This is a genomic window from Legionella santicrucis (assembly GCF_001468135.1).
Lineage (GTDB): Bacteria > Pseudomonadota > Gammaproteobacteria > Legionellales > Legionellaceae > Legionella > Legionella santicrucis.
The window spans coordinates 123,920-144,780 of the sequence record NZ_LNYU01000009.1 but is presented as its reverse complement, the minus strand read 5'-3'; the positions used below and the strand labels follow the sequence as shown (position 1 = coordinate 144,780).

Genomic DNA, 20,861 nt, shown 5'->3' with positions numbered 1-20,861 from the left:
CAGATTTTACTCCCGTAAACTCAATTGATATCTTTATGGTGCTTCATTATGAGAAAAAAGTCTATTGAATCATAAAAATTCATTAAAAGAACAGTGTTAACGCCCCAGCTCCCAGAACATTGACTTAATTACTAAAGGACTCTTCTTCAAAAGCTACATTCTATAGCGCCACCCACTAAATTCGATACATCGTTGCAAGCTCGGTCCGTCATGTACTAAAACTAAACTTCTCTTTTCTTGCACCTTGTCTAGAACTTAATAGATAGCTGAATTAAGTATCTACACTAATTCTGGGGTTGTTTCTTCTATCTCTTTTACAACAGGATGTACCTTAACTTGCTGATATGGGAAACTATGTACAGCTGATTGCGCAGGAATTCCAGCCCAATGGGTATTTTGAGGTAAACGCTCTCCTTTCATTAATAAAGAAAGACTTCCTAATGTAGAATTTTCTTCCATCAGTGTATTATAAAGAATGATGGAGTCAGCCCCTACATTACATCCAGAGTTAATTGTTAAATGAGAGACTTTAAATACTCGATCTTCATAAAGATGGGTCTGTATTCTTGCCCCGTCATTAATACATACATCATCACCAATAGTAATTAAATCAAACTCTGCAAATCCTTCCGTACCAATATAAATTCGCTTGCCTACTTTAGTTCCAAAACAACGTTCTACACAAAGCGCAAAAGGAGTCCCTAGCACTTTTTCAGTAAAATGTGGGTTAATAAAGTAGCTATACGAATATTCAATCACATCATTTTTCCAAATAAAAGGATCCCACAAAGGTTTCGTTAGAGGCTTCAATTTACCCAGCATTATCCACTTCAAAGCAATTAATAGACTGATCAGGCTGGCCGTAAAAAATAACTCGGCAGGAGGTAATACAAGCGCTGTAACAAACCAGGAGTGAGCAATAAGCATATAATCTATAACATACAATAAATTAAACAAAATGATTAGTGAAAATGTTGTTGGTAAAATAATTCTTATAAACTCAACAAATAAACGTAGGCAATAAAGCTTGAGAGGAGGATTAAATCTCTCTTCATCAGAAAATCCAACCGCTGTTTCCCGCCGGGGCAAAAAAACAGCAGGGGAGCCTAACCAGGAAGAATAGGGTTCTTTTGCTTGCTCACCAGGAGGGGTCACAGAAAGACATCCTAACAGTGCACCATCACCAATTGATTGGCCAGCAGGTAATAAGCTTACATTACCCACAAATGCTTCATGTCCAATAGACACTGGAGCAAAAGAAATAAAATCATTGTAGACATTAGGCCAAGCCAGGGCAACCGAACTGGCGGTAAAACCCCCATCTTTAATGGTAAGAAGATCCGGTATAAGATGAGGCGCTTCGCCCATTTCCACCTTTTTACCTAATTTTGCTCCAAGCAACCGCAAAAGAATAGGAAGATACAAAGAGTCCGCCAGAATGTGTATTTCATTGACATCAAAAATTTTCATAAATGTCCAATAGCGGAGATAATACAAACTTTTTAAGGGATAATGGCCAGGTTTTACTTTATGCAAAATAATCTTCTTACAAATTAGGGTACAAAGATAATAAGAGCTTAAAAATAATATACTCCCTAAAGGGATGGCAAAAAATATAGTGGTAAAATAATGCCCTTGATCATAATAATAGCTAATTAATGAAATTGACGGGATGAGGCACAAATAATACACCAAGATGGCAAAGACTATGCCTAGATAATGAAGAAGGCCAAAAAGGATATTTTTCATCATAGTTGACTCTGTAATCTTCACTTTTCGTTGGGTAATATGATCAGCAGGAAGAGCGCTAGATATTGCAGGAGAACCTGAAAAATAAGTCTTTTTCGAGAGTGTGCTCTGATCAGGCAGCATCGACATTTCATCCAGAATGGCATCACTTTCTATTGTTGTATTGATCCCAATTACCGAACGCGGACCTACGTAGCAATGATCACCTATGGTTATGGTTCCTATTTTTAACCAACCATCTTCGACAATATAACCATTTAATTTACTGTCAGTGCCTATAGAAGTATTCTCTCCTACGTGGAACAAATCAGGAGTCCCCACATACATGGACCCTATATAACAATTTTTTCCTATTTTAGCGCCTAATAATCGATAATAGATATTAATCAAAGAAGAGCCGACCAAAAATTTAGGTAGGAACAAATTATGTTGCAGTCGTCGAATCAACCACCAACGGAAATAGAACCACCCCCATAAGGGATATTTTCCCGGTTTTACTTGCCCTAACAATAGCCATTTCAATCCTATTGTTATAAATAAAGAAATAAATGGCATCGATAAAAATAAAGCGAAAAATATAAGCTCTGACTCTTTTGAGATAATTGAATATTTAGAACTTACCCAGCTATAACACATGATCACTGCTAATAATTGCAAAGTTCCTAAACCGTATTGCAAGAAACAACCAAATACCTGTCCCAAACCACACAAATAATATTTCCATGTTGGAGCATTGTACTTTTCCTTAACTATCTGTTCCTTATGAGAGTCCGAATGAATCTTCATATCATTAAACTTTTGTTCTAACTGTCTAATTGTAGGATTCTTATATAAATCCAGAATTGATATATTTTGTAAAGCAGATATTTTGCGCAAATTAGAAATGGCTTTAGCTGCATAGAGCGAATGGCCACCTAAATCATAGAAAAAATCATCATCCATTGAAATGTTTGAACAGTTTAATGCTTCTTCCCAGACTCGTGCGATTTCTTTGGCGAGTGTAGAAGTAGGTATATTTTTTAATTTTTCAGTTTTCTGTTGTACAGGTTTGGGCAACTCTTTTCTATTTATTTTGCCGCTTGCCAAAACAGGAAAAGTTTCTAAAATTTCGATTATTGATGGAATCATATAATCAGGCAGACAAGATCGTAAAAAAGCCTTAAGTTTATTGGCGTCAAATATAGAGCTTTTATCAAGAATTAAATAAGCAACTAAAGTGGGCTGCTCCAATACTTGCAAAGAAACCACTGCTTGTTTAATTCCAGCATAGCTCATAATGACTGCTTCAATTTCGTTTAATTCGATACGAAATCCACGCAACTTAACTTGATCATCTACGCGCCCTGCAAAACGTAACTCACCATGAATTGTTCTTGAAACCAGATCACCTGTTCGGTACAAACGTTGATTTTTATTTTTGGGATTCAACACAAATTTTTCTGCTGTATTCTCGGGCCGATTTACATAACCACGCGCCAAAGCAACTCCAGCAATACATAGCTCCCCTTCTACGCCTGCTTCTACTTCTTGTAATTGCTCATCGACAATAAGTACTTCATAACCTGGTAAAGGCCTGCCTATGGTAATTTCTTTTTCAGGATGACATTCAGCATAAGTAGCAATAATTGTAGCTTCGGTAGGGCCATAGGTATTGACAATCCGTAATCCTTCTCTACCCCATCGTTTGACTAAACTTGTGGAACAAGTTTCTCCACCCAAAATTAACAACCGTAAACTTGGTATTTGTTCTTCTAATGTAGCTAATAAAGTAGGTACCGTTGAAAAAACACTGACCTTATGTTGTTCTAAAAAAGAAATTAAACCCAATCCAGAGCGTACTTCCTTTGCAGTACATGCAATTAGTGTAGCCCCATTGGCAAAAGCCATCCAAAACTCTTCTAAAGAAGCATCAAAAGCCAAAGAAAAACCTTGATATACACGGTCATTACTGTCCATATTATAGAGTTCACTAGCAACCTGGACGTAATGACAAATACTGCGTTGAGTAATTTCTACCCCTTTTGGTTTTCCAGTAGAGCCTGAGGTATAAATGATATAGCACAAATCATCAGCACTTCGTTCACAATGAGGCCTTAAGCGTGTTGTAGGTTGTTTCGAGATTTCCTCACTAAGCGTATCAAACGTATAAAAAACAGGCCAAACCAAATTTTTATTTGTCAATTGCAGCGATGTGGTTAAAACAGCATCAAACGCAAGATCAGAGAAAATATAGTTAATTCGTTCATCTGGATAATCAGTTTCAATAGGAACATACACTGCCCCTGTTTTTAAAATAGCTAAGATGGCAATATAGCATTCAACGGATCGCTCTAATAGGATCCCTACAATACTCCCTTTGGTTATTTTTTTCTCATAAAGGAAATGAGCCAATTGATTCGCACGACATTCTAATTCTTGATAGGAAATAAATGCATTATCACAAATTAAAGCGATGTTACTCGCATAATGATCAACGGAACGTTCAAAAAAATGATGCAATTGCATAGTGTTATAACCGGATGAAAAACTTAAATTGGTTGCCCCTATTTATTGCGTCATTGTCTATAATTCATTGGTTTTTAATGTTTATTTGAATAAAACGAAGCACAACATATTCCAATATCTATAATTCATATCAATAGTATTAAGACTTACAGAAATACACAGAAGCAAAATTGTTTTGCGGATTATAATTCTTTGTTACATGACAATCGACCCTATTATAATAATTTTTTAATAATATTCACTGCGGCCCGTGTCGAGCGACAGCAAAAGATATAAAATGCTTTTGCTATCGAACTCACATTATTTAGCAAAAATTTCTTGCAAAAAATTGCTCATGGCTTGCCAAGAACGTTGTGCGGCAACTTCATTATAAATAGTGCCTAGTTGAATATCATGCGCATTTGGATTAGTAAATGCATGCTGAACATGTCCGTACATATGCATTTGCCAATCCACATCGGCATCGGTCATCTCTTTACAAAATATGTGTACCTGTTCAGGCTGGACCATAGGATCATCATAACCATGTAAGGCTAAAATTTTTGCTTTAATAGGCTCTGATTTAAGGGTTCCTGGTTGATGTAATAGCCCATGAAAACTCACCACGCCCTTAAGATCCGCCCCAGAACGTGCCAATTCAAGAGCACATAAACCACCAAAACAAAAACCTATAATTGCAACTTGTTTACTATCTACTTTAGGGATACAGTGAACAGCAGCTAATCCGGCCCTTATCCGCTGACGTAATAAAGATTGTTGAGACATTAAGGGATTCATTAAGGCTTGCTTTTCCTCTACAGTAGTACCGAGTTTCCCTTGACCATACATATCTACGGCAAAACCAATATAGCCCATCTCCGCAAGCATTTTTGCCTTATCGCAGGCGAATTCGTTACGACCAGACCAATCGTGGACAACTAATACTGCAGGTCGGGTTCCAACAATAGATCGATCATATGCTAAAAAACCCAGAAGTTCCTGGTCCCCATCACGATAAATATGATTTGAAGTATGCATATCAAGCTCCCTGAAGTAAGACAAAGTAAATAAACCTAAATAATTGGATCATAGGGCTCATAATAAGAATGGCTATTATTTTAAAAGTTCGATAACTAGCTACTCAGAATGAATTCAACTGTATTTTTAGTTTAAAAAGAATGTAGTTTATATTAATTGAAGTTCAAAGATAAAGTAATGAATATTTGTTTAGAAAAAATTATAAGTAGCCCCCCTTTTTTTCGGCTACACTTAAAATAAAATCTAACGGGGGAATTAATCATGATAACTTCATCATTAACCCATGTGCGAGATTTATTACATGCTCAATTATGTTATCAGGCTTTTATTACGCCTATCTTTTTTCCTTTGGAAAAGCCATACAGAGACTTTGCCAAACGCGCTTGTGAGTTTATTGAGGGAAAACGCACTGAAGTTATTCATCAAGAGTTACCTCGTCATCATGTATTGCATCGCTTTGCACCTCAAAATGATACAAACAATAGAAAAGTATTGATTGCTCATGGATGGATATCACGTGCAGCTTATATGGCTCGTTTAATCGATTCCTTATATCAACAAGGGTATGAAGTATACGCCCTCGATTTTCCAGCTCATGGAGAAGCTAAAGGGTTACAGTTACCTTGGACAGATGCAGTGGCAATTTTGAGAGATACGATCAATCAATATGGGCCGTTTTATGCTGTTATCGGACATTCGTTTGGTGGCTCCATGTTACTTAACACATTAAATGTGTCAGGACAACTTTCTGATTGGCAATTAAAATATAAACCAGAATGTGCCATTCTAATTGCATCACCAACTCAAATGCGAAGTCCTGTAAACCGTATCGCAAAAAAATTTAAGCTTAGTGGACATGGATATCTTCAATTAAGACAAGTTATGCGTCAACAAGCACAATTTGATCTGAAACTGATACGATTAAACCATTTTATTTCCCAAACACCTCATATTCCTTTTTTATGTATTCATGGAGAACTTGATAAAACGATTAGTACTAAAGAGTCCATCGAGTTCTGTAAGAAGTATCCTGATGCAAAATTATGCCTACTTCCAGAGGCCAATCATATCAGTGTATTAGTGGATACCCGAGTGGAACGACTCGTTTGTGATTTTTTAGAGAATAGAAATTAAAGCCCTTGCCCAGTTTTTTTATTATACCCAGGCAAGGAAGGATTACTGAAAAATCTAATTTTCCATATACTGTTTAAGCTTTTTCATAGCATTCTTTTCTAATTGTCGAACGCGCTCAGCAGATACACCATATTTTTTAGCTAAATCATGTAAGGTCAACTTTTCCTCTGACAACCAACGTTGCTGTAAAATATCCTGACTACGTTCATCTAATTGCTCTAAAGCAAACATCAACTGCTCACGACCTTGATCACTTGTACTATCCTTTTCCAACAAGACAGAAGGATCGTCATTTGTATTAAATAAATAACGTTCAGGAGCTGTATAAAAATCATCATGATCATCTGCATCTGGAGCATCATAAGGTGTATCCATCGCATTCAAGCGTTGTTCCATAACCAGTACATCTTCACGGCTTACGCCTAGATCATTCGCTACAGCAGTCACCTCTTCATGACTCATCCAGCCTAGACGATTTTTCATTTGGCGAAGATTAAAAAATAGCTTACGCTGTGCTTTAGTTGTAGCGATTTTAACAATACGCCAATTGCGTAAAACAAACTCATGGATTTCTGCTTTAATCCAGTGCACTGCAAAAGAAACAAGGCGCACGCCCATCTTCGGGTCAAAACGTTTTACCGCCTTCATCAGACCGACATTACCTTCTTGAATTAGATCATTCAAAGGGAGACCATATCCTAAATAACCACGAGCGACACGAACAACATAACGCAAATGAGCAAGCACTAAGCGTCTCGCGGCCTCTAAATCACCTTCAGAATGAAAACGCTCGGCACAAGCAATCTCTTCCTCTAAAGATAACATAGGAATTTGATTTACCCTGTGAATATACGCATCAATACTGCCCACAGGTAAATTTATTCCGGCAAGTTGCAAATATTGGCTCATGCTTCTTCCTCTAAAATTTCGCTGTAAAACAAGGTTATAAAAGAGCTCATATTTGAGGCTCTATGGAGGCTAACTGTCGCTTCACAGATAATCTTGCCCCCATCCACCCTAGTATAATTGCAAACAAAACAAGTAGCAAGATCTGACGCATTGATAACCCTGCTAGCGGATAGTGCATTTGATAAACGACTGCCAATTGATTAAGAGCGGCACCTAAACTGAATATAAAAATATTAACCAAAAAGATTGCAAAAGTAGCTCCGATTGCCCCATACCAGATTCCAGAATATAAAAAAGGCCTGAGGATAAAAGGATCTTGCGCCCCGATTAGCTTTAAAACCTGAATTTCTTCTTGTCGACTATGAATCGCTAAACGTAGGGTAGTACCAACGATCACAACCACAGCCATTGCCAATAAGGCGAGTAATGAATTAGCAAACGTAGCAGCAAAACTCAAAAGAGCATGCAAGCGGCTTATCCACTCCATATCAACTTTTGCATAATCGACCTGGGTTATTGTTTGCAACTGTCGTGCTAATAAGTCCAATTTAGCAGGTGAGTTAGCTCCCAAATCAGGTATCACATCAATCACTGCAGGCAGGGGGTTTTGAGGGAGATAGCGCATAATATCCTGCATTCCTTCTTGTCGTGTCAACTCCGACAGTCCTTCTGCAGAAGATTTTAAAATAACTTGAGCCACTCCATCAGTTTTACGTACTTCCTGCACTATATTTTGTTGTTCTGATTCAGATAAGCCTGGTTTTAAATAAAGAGAAATATGGCCACCACGTTGCCAATTTGCTGTGAGATTGGCTAAGTTATCAGAAATAATCCAAAAAAGAGCGGGTAAAGCTAGGGTAATAGCAATCACAATGGAAGTCATCAGTGTCGCTATCGGTTTACGACATAATAAATTTAAACTTTGTATTGCTGCTTGCAAATGATAGGCAAGGATTGTTCGCATTCGCTTTAACACATCCGGCCTCCTTTAAGCATCACAATTCGATGTTTCATTCCTGCGATTAATGCCAAATCATGGGTAGCAATTAAAATACTCACTCCTACTTGGTTAAATTGTTCAAAAATCAGCATAATTTCTGCTGAAAGTTTGGGATCAAGATTTCCAGTAGGTTCATCAGCTAATAATAATGCAGGCTTATGAACTACAGCGCGGGCAATACCCACACGTTGTTGCTCTCCACCAGACAAGTGAACAGGCAGCATTTTTTCCTTACTAAGTAGGTCCACCATATCTAGTGCTGCGTGTACTCTTTTGACTATCATAGGAGAAGTCATGCCTTGAATTTGCAAAGGCAAAGCTACATTATCAAAAACGGTCCGATCATTCAGTAAATAAGGTGATTGAAAAGTAATTCCTAATTGACTGCGATGAGCAGCCACATCGCGCTTTTTTAAATGATTCAATCGTATGCCATTCATTGTTAATTGGCCAGAAGTTGGCCTTTCCAATAGAGCGATCAATTTAAGTAAAGTACTTTTTCCTGCTCCTGAATGCCCAGTGAGAAAAATCATCTCTCCTTTTTGTAAGGTAAAATTAACGTGGCTTAAAGCTTCAAAACCGCCTGGGTAACGTTTACTGACTTGGTCAAATGTGATCATTAAATAATGCACCAACAAATTGCGCAGCATCGAAGGGTTGAAGATCTTCTATTCCTTCACCAATCCCTATATAACGAAAGGGAATCCCTAGTTCATTAGCAATAGCAAACAAAATTCCACCTTTAGCTGTTCCATCCAATTTGGTCATGGTAACACCCGTTAATCCAATCGCTTCATTAAATTGCTTTGCTTGGACTAATGCATTTTGCCCTATAGTTGCATCCAATATCAACATTGTTTCATGAGGCGCATCAGGACAAAGTTTTTGTAATACCCTTTTTACTTTTTTCAATTCTTCCATTAAATTGCTTTGGGTATGTAATCGTCCCGCCGTATCCGCAATTAATACATCCATTTTTCGTGCTTTAGCTGCTTGCAGGGCATCAAAAATAACTGAAGCACTATCAGCCCCTGTATGTTGGGCAATAACAGGAATATCATTTCGCTCACCCCAAACGAGTAATTGTTCTACTGCTGCAGCTCTAAAAGTATCGCCAGCAGCTAACATCACTTTTTTGCCCTGCTGTTGAAATTGCTTTGCTAATTTTCCTATTGTAGTTGTTTTACCGGCTCCATTCACGCCAACCATTAAAATAACAAAAGGAGAATGATCTTGAGTTTCTAAAGTCAGCGATTGTTTTTTTTGATTTAAAATCGCTTGTAAATGAGATTTAAGTGCCTCATAAACCGTATCACCATCAGATAATTGCTTACGTGCCAAACCTTCTGTCAATTGCTTTAATACCGCTTGTGTTGTTTCTATACCCAAATCAGCACTGATTAAAAGAGTTTCTAGCTCATCCAGCAAATCCTGGCTGATTTCTTTTTTTCCTAACAATAACCGACCAATACCATCACCTAGCTGATGACGCGTTTTACTTAAACTTTTCCTAAAACGAGCAAAAAATCCTTCTTTTACAGGCTCTTGCTCTTGTTTTACCTCCTTCATAGGGGCTTGCGATAGTAACTCTTCTTTATGCTGGGACTCATCAGCTTCTGAAGAAGTAGGAGTGTGACTGCGTTTGAACCATTTAATCATATAGTGTACAAATCCTAAAAAATGTGAAATTCTATCATCTTTTTTACTTTGAGGTTAAGTTGTGCGCAAATTACTCTTTACGCTACTCATGGTACTATCTTGCCAGACCTTTAGCCAAGTTCAAGAGTTTATCTTGAATAATGGATTAAAAATATTGGTCAAAGAAGATCACAGGGCCCCTATTGCTGTGTCAATGATTTGGTACAAAGTAGGTTCTGCTGATGAGCCCGGTGGAATTACAGGTGTTTCTCATGCTATAGAACATATGATGTTCAAAGGAACAGAAAAATTCCCTTTAGGTATCTTCTCCAAAACAATTGCATCAATTGGGGGGCAAGCCAATGCCTTTACCAACAATGATTATACTGCTTTTTTTGAAAAAATAGACGCATCGAAACTAGCTACTAGCTTTGAGTTAGAAGCGGATCGTATGAATCATTTATCTCTTGATACAAATGAATTTGCTAAAGAAATTAAAGTAATCCAAGAAGAACGACGCATGCGTACTGATGATAATCCTCAAGCCTTAGCCTTCGAGCGTTTTCTTGCAACTGCTCATTTCAGTGCTCCATATCATCACCCTGTTATAGGTTGGATGAGTGATCTGAAACAAATGAACATTGAAGATCTAAGAGAATGGTACAAAAAATACTATGCTCCTAATAACGCTACTTTAGTTGTGGTGGGTGATGTCAATCCAGAACAAGTTCGTATTTTAGCTGAAAATTATTTTGGTGCATTGCCTCGAAAAGCTATTCCTGAACGAAAAGTACAAAAAGAACCCCCTATGTTGGGTAAAAAAAGTGTTCATGTTCAAGCATCAGCACAATTACCTTTGCTAATGCTCGGCTATTCTGTTCCAAGTGTAAGCACAACCCATAACACATATGAACCTTATGCATTAGAAATAATTGCTGGAATATTGGATGCGGGCGAAAGTTCTCGCTTTGCTAAAAACTTAATTCGTGGCAATCATATTGCTGCAGGAGCAGATACCTATTATAACCCTTATACAAGATATCAAACTCAATTCATTATTTATGGTACTCCAAGTCAAAACTACAAAGTAAGCGACTTACAAAAAGCATTTCTTAGTGAGTTGGATGATTTGAAGAAAAAGCCAGTGAATCAGGAAGAATTACAAAGAATTAAAAATCAAATTATCGCGCAAAAAACGTTTGAAAAAGATTCAATTTTCGGGCAAGCCTCAGAAATAGGTCTTTTAGAAACAATTGGTCTAGGTTGGCAAAAAGCAGGAGAATATACCAAAGCAATTGAAGCGGTTACTCCAGAACAAATCCAGCAAACCGCACAACATTATTTCCAAGAAAAAAATAAAACAATTGCAATATTAGAACCTCAAAAACACAAGGTCACACAATGAGAATTTTTAGCACATGCCTTATGGCATTAATGATTGGTTTGTCGCATACAGTGACAGCGAATACATTTAAAACAGAAAAGTGGAAAACTCAAAATGGAGTTCAAGTGGTTTTTTACCAGGCCATGGAAGTACCTATGTTGGATATCAGCTTAGCTTTTGCTGCAGGATCTGCAAATGATGGCCCTCAATATGGTATAGCTGCATTGACGAGCCAGATGATAAATCAAGGAAACTCAGGCCAAGAAGCAACTGCCCTTGCTGAAACCTTGGCAGATACCGGCGCTCAATACCATGTTGAAATTAATAGAGATATGGTTGTTTTACATCTTAAAACCCTGGTCAGCAAAGATCAGCTAATACAAGCCAGTAAAACCTTTACTCAGATTATCAATCATCCAGACTTTCCTGATGAAGCCTTCATCAGAGAAAAAAAACAACAATTGCTCGCCATTGAACAACGCCAAGAATCACCAGAAGAGGTAGCAAATCTTAATTTTTTCAAAGCACTATATCAACAACACCCCTATGCACACTCTGTCAATGGTACAGCTGAAACGGTTAAAGCAATCAATAAAAACCAAGTTATTGATTTTTATAAACGTTATTATGTAGGAAATAATGCTGTTTTAGTCATGGTAGGCGCCATTACAAGTCAAACTGCTCATCAACTCGCAGATCAATTGACTCAAGAACTTCCCAAAGGTCAACCAGCTCCAGCAATCCCTAAAGCACAACAATTGACTCAGGCTCAAGCAATCAATATCCCATTTCCATCATCACAAACAATCATCAGACTTGGTCAAATCGGCATTGATTACCACAATCCGAATTATTTTCCTCTCATAGTAGGAAATTATATTTTAGGAGGGGGGCTTTTGGTTTCTCGACTCGCTATTGAAATCAGAGAAAAGCGCGGTTTAACCTATGGTATTGACAGTCAATTTATACCTATGCCAGGAATAGGACCGTTTCTCATCAGTTACTCTACCAAAAATCAACAAACTAAAAATTCATTGGATATTATTCAAAAAACTTTAGATGCCTACATCAATGATGGCCCTAGTCGTGAAGAAATGGAGGCTGCTAAACAGTACCTCATTGGCAGTTTTCCACTTTCTTTATCCGGAAATCGCAGTATTGCCAACATCTTATTACGTATGGCTTTTTACCACCTGCCAGACGATTTTCTGGATAATTACACAGCTCATATTAATTCAGTCACTAGTGAGCAAGTAAAAGATGCATTTGAAAAACAAGTTAATCCTGATAAATTTTTACTCATCACTGTAGGACAATCATGAAACAGAGTGTACGCATTATTGGTGGGCTTTATAGGGGTAAAAAGCTGTACTTCCCTGATGAAGAAGGATTGCGTCCTACGCCAGATAGAGTGCGCGAAACTTTATTTAACTGGTTAATGCACGATATTCAAGAAGCGCGCTGCCTGGATGCTTTTGCAGGCAGCGGGGCTTTAGGTCTAGAAGCATTTTCAAGAGGAGCGGGACGTGTTGTTTTTCTAGAGCAATCACTCAAGGCATTTACAAATCTGCAAAAAATTATTAGTACATTCAACAGCCCTAAGCTCAAGCTTTTAAAAGCGGACGCATTATCTTATCTGAATCAGAGCCAAGAAGAATTTGATCTTATTTTTCTTGACCCACCTTTTGCGAAAAATTATCTACCTCAGTGTATTGCAGACATCACTCATAGCCAGATTATAAAAACCGGGGGTCTTGTTTATTTGGAATCAGCCGTTGCAATTCATCTAGATGAACATTACTGGCGACCAGTTAAAATGAAGCAAGCAGGACAAGTAGCTTACGGATTATTTGAAAAATTATAAATTTTGTATTGTTTCCCTACAAATAATTCTAAACCTCATTTCGTGTTATGAAACTGTTCCTATAATGAGTTTTAAAATAGTTTCTATTTAAATTCATATAATTCACCCTCGATAGGCTTGACAAGGAGGCTGGCTCCTGTTTCAATCAAACGAAGATTTCCAAACATTTAAAGAATTGAATGAACAATAAGCTTCTCATGCTGTTTATTGCCTCTGTCCTGCTTGTAGGATGCAAGACAACAGGTATGCTTTTTAAAAAGCCACCTGTCAATAATCCTAGTGATGATGCCACAATTAAGTTAGCAGAAGCTGCGGTATCTGTAAGTGATTCCATGCACGAAATGGCACGTGTCGAAAAGGTGATCATGCCGCCTCATAAAGACAATACTTTGACCATTCCCAATGCCTATAATCTACAAGCTAGAGCGAGCGTAGACTGGTCAGGCCCAATAGAAGAACTTACTGCTCGTATTTCCAAATCGGCTCATTACAGATTTCGCGTATTAGGAAAGGCACCATCGATTCCTGTTTTAATTAGTATAAATATAAAAGATCAGAGTTTAGCTGAAATTTTGCGTGATATTGATTACCAAGCTGGTAAAAAAGCAGATATTCACGTTTACCCTAACAGTCAAGTAGTTGAATTACGCTATGGCAAAATTTATTCGTAGTATAACAGTTGTATTATCTGCCCTGTTGCTGGCGTGCACCTCTTCAAAATACATGGGTGATACTGGCTCATTGGCTGGTATACAAGCCATGGCTAATGTCAATAAAAACCAGAGAAACAAGAAGCTCAAAGGTAAATTTCGCCAAATGGCTATCAAAGAAACTGCATTAAGTCTTGGAGCGCAAGGAGGCTTAGCGTGGAGAGCGAAAGTTATTGATGAACACCTTATTAGACAATCTCGAAGACTTGACGCTATTTATGATTTTAATTCCCTAACATTAGAGCATAACATTTTACCTCCAGTTTTATTGGAAGGAAGAAATACACTGAATCTTGCAGATACCCAAACGATTCGTATTTCTGATCGTACTTATAAAGTTGCAAAACAGGCACATTTTGTAACCACTCCCCCTACTTGGCGCCAGTATTTATGGCTGGACTATGTAAAACCAGAATATCCTAACTATACCCTACTTCCTAAAACAAAAGTCGAAAAGAAAATATGGTGTATTTATGCTGCTAAGGGCTGGAGGCAAGGAGTTGATCAGGCTAATACTATCCTTGAGGAAAACATAGCAAGAATTAAAGAAGATTTTGGTGGCATGATCTTATATAGGAAATTATTAGCAATGAATATGGTCTCTCCCCCATATGTTTCTCATACTGACTTAGGAGTAACAGGCGATGCATCAGAAATCCATATTGATGATAGAGTATTAAGAATAACGGCATTACCGGCTCTTAATGTAAATAGTGAGCAATGGCGAGCAGCTGTTTCTAAAGACGAAAATGCTCTAGAACATTTCAAAAATATGGAAAAATTGGCAAGTCGGTCTAAAATTATAATAACAGATAAATCGTGGCAACCTATGATTGCCCCGGTAAATGACAACAATAACATTCATTAATGAAAACATATGAGTAACAATATTCATTTAATGCCTGATGAGCCTACTCGTTTTACTCCATTATTCATGGATCGAATGTTGGAACATACTGAACGTTTAAATGCTTCAGACATTACTATTCAAACGGGTGAACCTATTTATGCGGAGGTTTATGGTAAACTATTCCGTATTACTAATCGGCGTTTATCAAATACGGAGCTTGGTGATTTAATTAATGCCATTTATGGACCTAATGCAACAACACAGCTCCTTTCTGGTAAAGATATAGATACACACTATGAATTTCGTCCTAATCGTGGCGTTAGATACCGTTATCGGGTGAATGGAACAGCCTGTCTGGTGGAGGGACATGATGCAATTCAAATCACGTTGAGAACTATTCCCACAACGCCGCCAAGATTAGAAACGATGCATCTACCAGATAATGTTCTTCAAGCAATTGCACCTCAAGAAGGAATTGTATTTATTACTGGCGCGACAGGTTCAGGTAAATCAACATTATTAGCATCGATTATTCGACAGTTAATTGAGTCTGAAGATTCCCATCGCAAAGTATTAACCTATGAATCACCAATTGAGTTCGTCTATGATGAAATCGAGACCATATCTGCAGTAGTGAGTCAGTCCGAAATACCAAGACACTTACCAAGCTTTGCAGATGGCGTAAGAAATGCATTACGTAGAAAGCCTCGTTTAATCATGGTTGGTGAGTGTCGAGATGCGGAAACGATCAGCGCTGCCCTAGAAGCAGCGCTCACAGGACATCCCGTATATACAACCTTGCATACTTCTGGAGTTGCAGAAACCATGCGTCGACTCGTTACTTCATTCTCTGGTGAAGAACGTCTTGGTAGAACAATAGATATCTTAGAAACGATAAGATTATGTATATGGCAAAAATTAGTGCCCACTGTAGATGACAAGAGGGTTGCCTTAAGAGAATATTTAGTATTTGACGAAGAAGTTCGTGATGTTTTACTTGAAGGCGATCCTAACGAGGTCACATCCGCCACGCGTAAACTAGTTCGTCAAAAAGGTCAGCTCATGACTTGGGATGCTAAAGCAAAATTTGAGCAAGGTATTATTAGTGAACGGGTGTATAAATTAATTATTGCGGGCGCAAAAGAATACCAACAATAACTCCTGTATTACGACTGTGTTTAATCCAGGCGGCACATACTTAAGTTGACTCCATTACCGAACATCAGCTATATCTATTCACCGAATTTTTCGTTGCTTCACCAACACCACCCCTATTTTTATTAAAGTGTTGCTATTTTGACTATAATTATTAAAGAGCAATACTTTGCACGTGGAATTATTTATGAGTGAGCCTATAATACTTTTAGATACCTCATTAAGGGACGGGGGGCATAGAACAAATTTTAATTTTACAGACACTGAATTAAAAGAAATTCTTCAACCTCTTGATGACTCTGGTATCGAATACATAGAAATTGGCTATCGCAATGGCTCTTTAGTACCCATAGAGATAGGAAGAGCGGGATGGTGTGCTAAAGAATATTTATTTCTTTGTAGGTCATTAATTAAACAAGCAAAAATAGCCGTAATGATTTATCCCAATAATGTAACTCAAAACGATTTAATAGAATTAAAACAATATGGCATTGATTTATTAAGAATCTGTATTCCAAAAGGTGAACTTGAATCAGCCCTGTCTAAAATAAAAATGGCTAGAAATGCAAATATGAATGTTGCAATTAATTTGACTCATACTTCTTGCTATAAAGAGAATGAGCTTGATGAAGTAATGAAACAAATCAATGAATACAAGCCAGATATTATTTACTTTGCTGACTCTAATGGCAGTTTATTGCCCCTACAAGTTAAATCACTTTATGATAGATATATGAACTCCTACCCCACAATCTCTTTTGGATTTCATGCTCATGATAATCTTGGTTTAGCCCAAGCCAATGCATTAGCAGCTATAAGTGCTGGGGTGCGTTTTATTGATGTCACGCTTGCAGGAATGGGAAGGGGAATAGGAAATTTAAAAACAGAGTTTTTTGTTGCCTATTTACATTCAATTCAACTCAAAAAATACAATTTAGAAAATATATTAAAAGCAGCAAATTACGTTCGTCATTCATTAAAGATTGGTCAAGAGCCTATTGAAATGAGTGAGTTTTTACGTGGGATCTCCAATCCTTATTAGTTGATAGGCTGATTAGAGAGTGGCGGTTCCTCATATTGAAGAATTATCCCCTATCGACCCAATTATAATAAATACTTATCACTTTGATTAACCAAAAAATAATAAGGAAAATTAATGTTTGGTTATACGTTTCTTGATCTATTGGAAGATATATATAGTTTATTTTGGTATCACAAAAACAAACAATGGGCACGGTATTTGTCCCCTTTATTGCTATTTTGGGATAAGAATTATTTTTTAACTTTTTCCAACTTACAGGAACTGGCAAAGGAACGTAATTTAATTATTAGTGAAAATGATTTTCACCAGCTTAAACATCATTTTAATAAAAAAAACGGGCAAAGTTTTTTAAATAATCAAGATCTAACATCTAGTTTGACTATTGAAAAAATTAAAACGAGCATAAAAAGCACTTGGCTATACTTATATATTGACTCTAATAAAAAAGTACACGATTTTTATTTTAGTAATAATGACGATTTTGATGCCGTTAAAGAATTTTTCAGAAATTCGCTAGCATCAAACGGTTTGCCTCATAAAATAAATGCTCATTTGGCCGAGAAAGAAAAAATGATAAGAAATAAATTTGATATTATAAAGAATACCCCTGACATAGATATTTTTTAATGACTTTATTTAGAACAATTAGGCTTTCAGGATGGGAGCTTAGGTTGTGGTTTTACCTCTGGTGTGGTGGGATCGACAATATACTTAACTGCCGATAATATTGTTTGTTTTTCCATTTGTTCTGATTTTTGACTGTATTTTTCTAAAAATTCAGAGACTTTAGTAATCTCTTTAATATCTGCCAGTTGAGCATCAGAGATCTTTATATTACCCTTCGCAATATCGTCAATTACCTCTTTTAAACTAGGCTGTATCTCTTTAAACCCAGGGATTTCTTCTAAAAAAGCCTTAATGTCTTTTTTTTCATATTTTCCTTCCTTAATGTTTTTGCCTATTGCACACATTAAATCAATCGAAGCAGCCTGCATAGAATCTTTACTTTCTGATTTTTTTATTTTATTTATAATTTCTATAGCCTTCTCTTGCTTCTTGTTAAGCTCCTTGTCCTCTTGTTGTTGATGCTTAAGTGCATCTAGAGTATTCTCCGGTTTCATTATTTGGTTAATCTGTACTACAGAGCCCGGTGAGTGAGATTCTTGCTCAAGTTTGCTAGTTTTAGAGCTCTTTCTATGTGTCACTTCGTAAATAAATCTTCCAGCCATGTAAGTTGCAGCAGATGCGCCAGCGCCAGCAAGGACTAACAATCCAACTGCAGGGAATGCTATAGAAGTTAATATTCCCGCCAATGCAATCGCTGAAACAGCGAGCCCGAATAGCTTATCAAATCTTCCGCGCTTTTGATTTAACTTTTCATTTTGAATGGTTAAGGATTGTTTATAATTTAACATTTCCTGCTTGTCATGCTGTTTCGCCTTAAACTGTTTGTGCAACGCTTCTACTTTTTGTTGATTTGGCTCAGGAGCTTTGGCTAGCTCTTCAGCTTGTTCAGCTATTTTTGCTAACTCTTTATCCAATTTCTCAATTTCTTCAGTAGCAGCTTGTAATTGTTTAGGAACTCTTTTCGCCTTGTAAAAGTGATTAACTAATGATACACCTGCACCTGCCAAACCGAGGCCAGCAGTAACAAATGCTACAGGAGGGAAAAAAACACTTAACGTAAGTAATGAAAGAATTGCGGCACTGTAAGCAAATTTTGTTGCGTTTGACAATGTAAAGTAAACCGGATCATGCTTATCAAAATATAAAAGAGCAGTGATAGGAACGAATATAACATCCAAAGCGGCAAATCCAATAGAAAGCCCCTGAAGTACTTTTGCTGACTTCAAACTGTTCATTGCCACCTGCATAGAGTTTGCACTCACTGCGACGAGATTTGAAGTTGCAAGAGCTGTTTTATCTATAACATTCAAAAATGAATTAGAAAAAGGTAAAAGTTTAAACAGAACTTTTAACTTGTTTGGAGGCTCAGGATGCAGCTCCTGGTTTTTCCTCATCTCTTCCAAAATTTCATTCAAATTACCATTCATAATAGAATCTCTAATTTGTTTAAATTACATACCCTAACATGTTCAATTATAAACCATAATGATAAAAATAGGTATCTTCAACACTACTCGTTACGCAAAAACGAGTTATGTGGCGAATTTGAGACGCAAAGAAGCTGTGTTGCAGCCGATGGCCAAATTTCTTTGGCTTCTTGGAGTTGATTTACTGTTGAGGAGATGAATAAGTGTATCGTCCGCTTGCCACAACGAAGAGATTTCTGGTTTTCCCCAGGCGCTGGCTGATGATTTAAAGCGAGTAAGGCCTGTCTTCTTCAACATCTTCAATGGGCACTTGGTATTATTAGCTTAAACTTAACTCCATTACGCCTTCAATTCGCTTTTACCACGTTTCCGTAATTCAACCCAATTATGGAGATTTCATGCTGATGGATGGCTTCTCAGACATTACCTCCTCTAAATGATGTTTAAATTTACTACCTGGTTTATCTACGTAGCCTTGTGCTAAAGCTTTTAAATCCGGATTATCAGGATCTTTTGTAATAGCTTTAGCCAATTCTTGAACCTTTTTACTTTTCATATCATCAGTAAAATCTTTATAACGCTCCTTGACCACATCTTGGTTCACTTTATCAAACCCACCTTTGCGATTTGCCTCCTGACAAAGAAGTAACCCATGGATATTAGAACGAGAGTTGGCAACGGAACAATTGTCGTATTTTTGTGGCTGTTGTTGAATTTCGCAAACGGGTTCTTTTCCTTTAGTGATCTGCTTAATGCTACTCATTATTTCATCATGCGAGCGTCCTTTGAAATGACCACTCGCCATTTTATTGATAAACTCAGGAGTGATATCACGCTTATCTACTTCGTAGATTTGTGTTCCAAATTTGCCTGATTTTTCAGCGCCTTCACCACGATTGGTAAATACTAAATAAGTTTTATTGGGATCACCTTCCACTGGTGCAAAAGACAACCCCATAGCATGACCTTTACAACTGACAGGAACTGTTGTGACCTCTCCTGCTTGGATTCGCTTAGCAAGTGCATTGCTTGCCTCAGGCATTCCAGTAGGATTACTGCCGTAAAATTTAGATACATTATTTGTAAAGTTAAATGCATTCGCAATTTGTTTAAAGTCATCTTTGGCCGGTTGATTGGTACAAGATTTACTGTAATCAGCAACCGATTCTTTCATCAAACTATAGGCAGGACCTATGTGTGCCCGTTGAGATGGAGTACCATCCTTACTGGTCATTTCTACACCTAAGACTAAACCATATTCTTTAACTACGTGCAGTTTTTGCGCATCCGAGGGCACATAAGAAGGTGGGAAACCAATAGTACGATCCGCTAATGCTTGTTGTCCACGCTCGCTATCTATCGCGATATCAAATTCAGCTTCAGCTTGTTCATCATATTGTGCACCAAACTTGAGCAAAGTACTTGCCAAACCAAATTCTTGCTCTTGTAATGCTTTCACGAGCGCAGTTTGTCCACGAGCATTTTTTGCAAAATTCAATGCCACGGGAAGATCTTGATAACCACAATCTTGAGCAACAGCTTGTAATGGCGCTTGCAATTGATCGAATTGTTGATTTAAAACTAAATTACTATTCTTTTGTAAAAATGCAAACAATTCGAGCATAAACCGTTCGCTATCAGCTTTTGTATTTTGCTGATCTTTCAGCTTATCATTAACAACATCAGAATGACTAACGATTGTGCTATTTGGAGCAGTTAATTCGGGCATAATGTTCAACATTCCTCATATATACTATTAGTATTATTTTGTAATCGGTGGAGGTGAGCCACTGGCACCTGCTGGTGCACCTGCATGTTGGGCCGACTCTACTTGACTACTGTCTGGCGCA

General features: G+C 37.4%; 17 protein-coding genes. 9 read left to right on the top strand and 8 right to left on the bottom strand.

Going from position 1 to position 20,861, the window contains the following annotated elements; genetic code table 11:
- Window positions 1-279: 279 nt before the first annotated feature.
- Entirely contained in the window at window positions 280-4,254 is a 3,975-nt protein-coding gene (locus Lsan_RS02565) for a Pls/PosA family non-ribosomal peptide synthetase (protein WP_083505068.1), read from the bottom strand.
- Window positions 4,255-4,554: 300 nt separating this feature from the next.
- Complete coding sequence (locus Lsan_RS02560) at window positions 4,555-5,271, bottom strand: dienelactone hydrolase family protein (protein ID WP_058512970.1); 717 nt, start codon at window positions 5,269-5,271, stop codon at window positions 4,555-4,557.
- Window positions 5,272-5,532: 261 nt separating this feature from the next.
- Between Lsan_RS02560 and Lsan_RS02555 the strand changes: the two genes are divergently transcribed.
- A complete protein-coding gene (locus Lsan_RS02555; protein WP_058512969.1) occupies window positions 5,533-6,405 on the top strand; it encodes an alpha/beta hydrolase in 873 nt (290 codons plus the stop codon).
- A gap of 54 nt (window positions 6,406-6,459) precedes the next feature.
- Here Lsan_RS02555 and rpoH read toward each other — a convergent pair whose 3' ends face one another.
- From rpoH to ftsY, 4 genes are read right to left on the bottom strand one after another with little or no spacing between them, the layout of a single operon-like run.
- Window positions 6,460-7,314, bottom strand: coding sequence for an RNA polymerase sigma factor RpoH (gene rpoH, locus Lsan_RS02550; RefSeq protein WP_058512968.1), 855 nt, complete (start codon window positions 7,312-7,314; stop codon window positions 6,460-6,462).
- A gap of 46 nt (window positions 7,315-7,360) precedes the next feature.
- Window positions 7,361-8,290, bottom strand: coding sequence for a permease-like cell division protein FtsX (gene ftsX, locus Lsan_RS02545; RefSeq protein ID WP_058512967.1), 930 nt, complete (start codon window positions 8,288-8,290; stop codon window positions 7,361-7,363).
- Window positions 8,284-8,934, bottom strand: coding sequence for a cell division ATP-binding protein FtsE (ftsE, locus tag Lsan_RS02540; protein WP_058512966.1), 651 nt, complete (start codon window positions 8,932-8,934; stop codon window positions 8,284-8,286). Before ftsE ends, ftsX begins: the two co-directional genes overlap by 7 nt.
- Complete coding sequence (gene ftsY / locus Lsan_RS02535) at window positions 8,921-9,973, bottom strand: signal recognition particle-docking protein FtsY (protein ID WP_058512965.1); 1,053 nt, start codon at window positions 9,971-9,973, stop codon at window positions 8,921-8,923. Before ftsY ends, ftsE begins: the two co-directional genes overlap by 14 nt.
- Before the next feature lie 88 nt (window positions 9,974-10,061).
- On the opposite strand from ftsY, the gene Lsan_RS02530 reads away from it, so the two are divergent.
- The 8 genes from Lsan_RS02530 to Lsan_RS02495 all read left to right on the top strand — a co-directional run bounded on the left by Lsan_RS02530 (window position 10,062) and on the right by Lsan_RS02495 (window position 17,584).
- Window positions 10,062-11,357, top strand: coding sequence for a M16 family metallopeptidase (locus tag Lsan_RS02530; protein ID WP_420324279.1), 1,296 nt, complete (start codon window positions 10,062-10,064; stop codon window positions 11,355-11,357).
- Window positions 11,354-12,658, top strand: coding sequence for a M16 family metallopeptidase (locus tag Lsan_RS02525; protein WP_058512963.1), 1,305 nt, complete (start codon window positions 11,354-11,356; stop codon window positions 12,656-12,658). The genes Lsan_RS02530 and Lsan_RS02525 overlap by 4 nt, the downstream gene beginning before the upstream one ends.
- Window positions 12,655-13,200 (top strand): 16S rRNA (guanine(966)-N(2))-methyltransferase RsmD, encoded by a 546-nt coding sequence (rsmD, locus tag Lsan_RS02520; RefSeq protein WP_058512962.1) that lies wholly within the window; start codon window positions 12,655-12,657, stop codon window positions 13,198-13,200. The genes Lsan_RS02525 and rsmD overlap by 4 nt, the downstream gene beginning before the upstream one ends.
- 179 nt (window positions 13,201-13,379) lie before the next feature.
- Window positions 13,380-13,871 (top strand): type IVB secretion system lipoprotein DotD, encoded by a 492-nt coding sequence (dotD, locus tag Lsan_RS02515; protein WP_058512961.1) that lies wholly within the window; start codon window positions 13,380-13,382, stop codon window positions 13,869-13,871.
- Window positions 13,852-14,778, top strand: a complete 927-nt coding sequence (locus tag Lsan_RS02510) for a type IV secretion system DotC family protein (RefSeq protein WP_058512960.1) — start codon at window positions 13,852-13,854, stop codon at window positions 14,776-14,778. The genes dotD and Lsan_RS02510 overlap by 20 nt, the downstream gene beginning before the upstream one ends.
- Before the next feature lie 9 nt (window positions 14,779-14,787).
- Complete coding sequence (dotB, locus tag Lsan_RS02505) at window positions 14,788-15,918, top strand: Dot/Icm type IV secretion system ATPase DotB (protein WP_058512959.1); 1,131 nt, start codon at window positions 14,788-14,790, stop codon at window positions 15,916-15,918.
- A 184-nt stretch (window positions 15,919-16,102) separates the two neighbouring features.
- Window positions 16,103-16,957, top strand: coding sequence for a beta/alpha barrel domain-containing protein (locus Lsan_RS02500; RefSeq protein WP_058512958.1), 855 nt, complete (start codon window positions 16,103-16,105; stop codon window positions 16,955-16,957).
- Window positions 16,958-17,071: 114 nt separating this feature from the next.
- Entirely contained in the window at window positions 17,072-17,584 is a 513-nt protein-coding gene (locus tag Lsan_RS02495) for an IS6 family transposase (protein WP_058512957.1), read from the top strand.
- Window positions 17,585-17,610: 26 nt separating this feature from the next.
- Here Lsan_RS02495 and Lsan_RS02490 read toward each other — a convergent pair whose 3' ends face one another.
- Together Lsan_RS02490 and ankD are read right to left on the bottom strand one after the other, a co-directional pair.
- A complete protein-coding gene (locus tag Lsan_RS02490; RefSeq protein WP_058512956.1) occupies window positions 17,611-19,011 on the bottom strand; it encodes a hypothetical protein in 1,401 nt (466 codons plus the stop codon).
- Between the two features lie 385 nt (window positions 19,012-19,396).
- On the bottom strand, window positions 19,397-20,740 hold the full coding sequence (gene ankD / locus Lsan_RS02485; protein WP_058512955.1) for a Dot/Icm T4SS effector AnkD/LegA15: 1,344 nt from the start codon (window positions 20,738-20,740) through the stop codon (window positions 19,397-19,399).
- Window positions 20,741-20,861 lie beyond the last annotated feature (121 nt).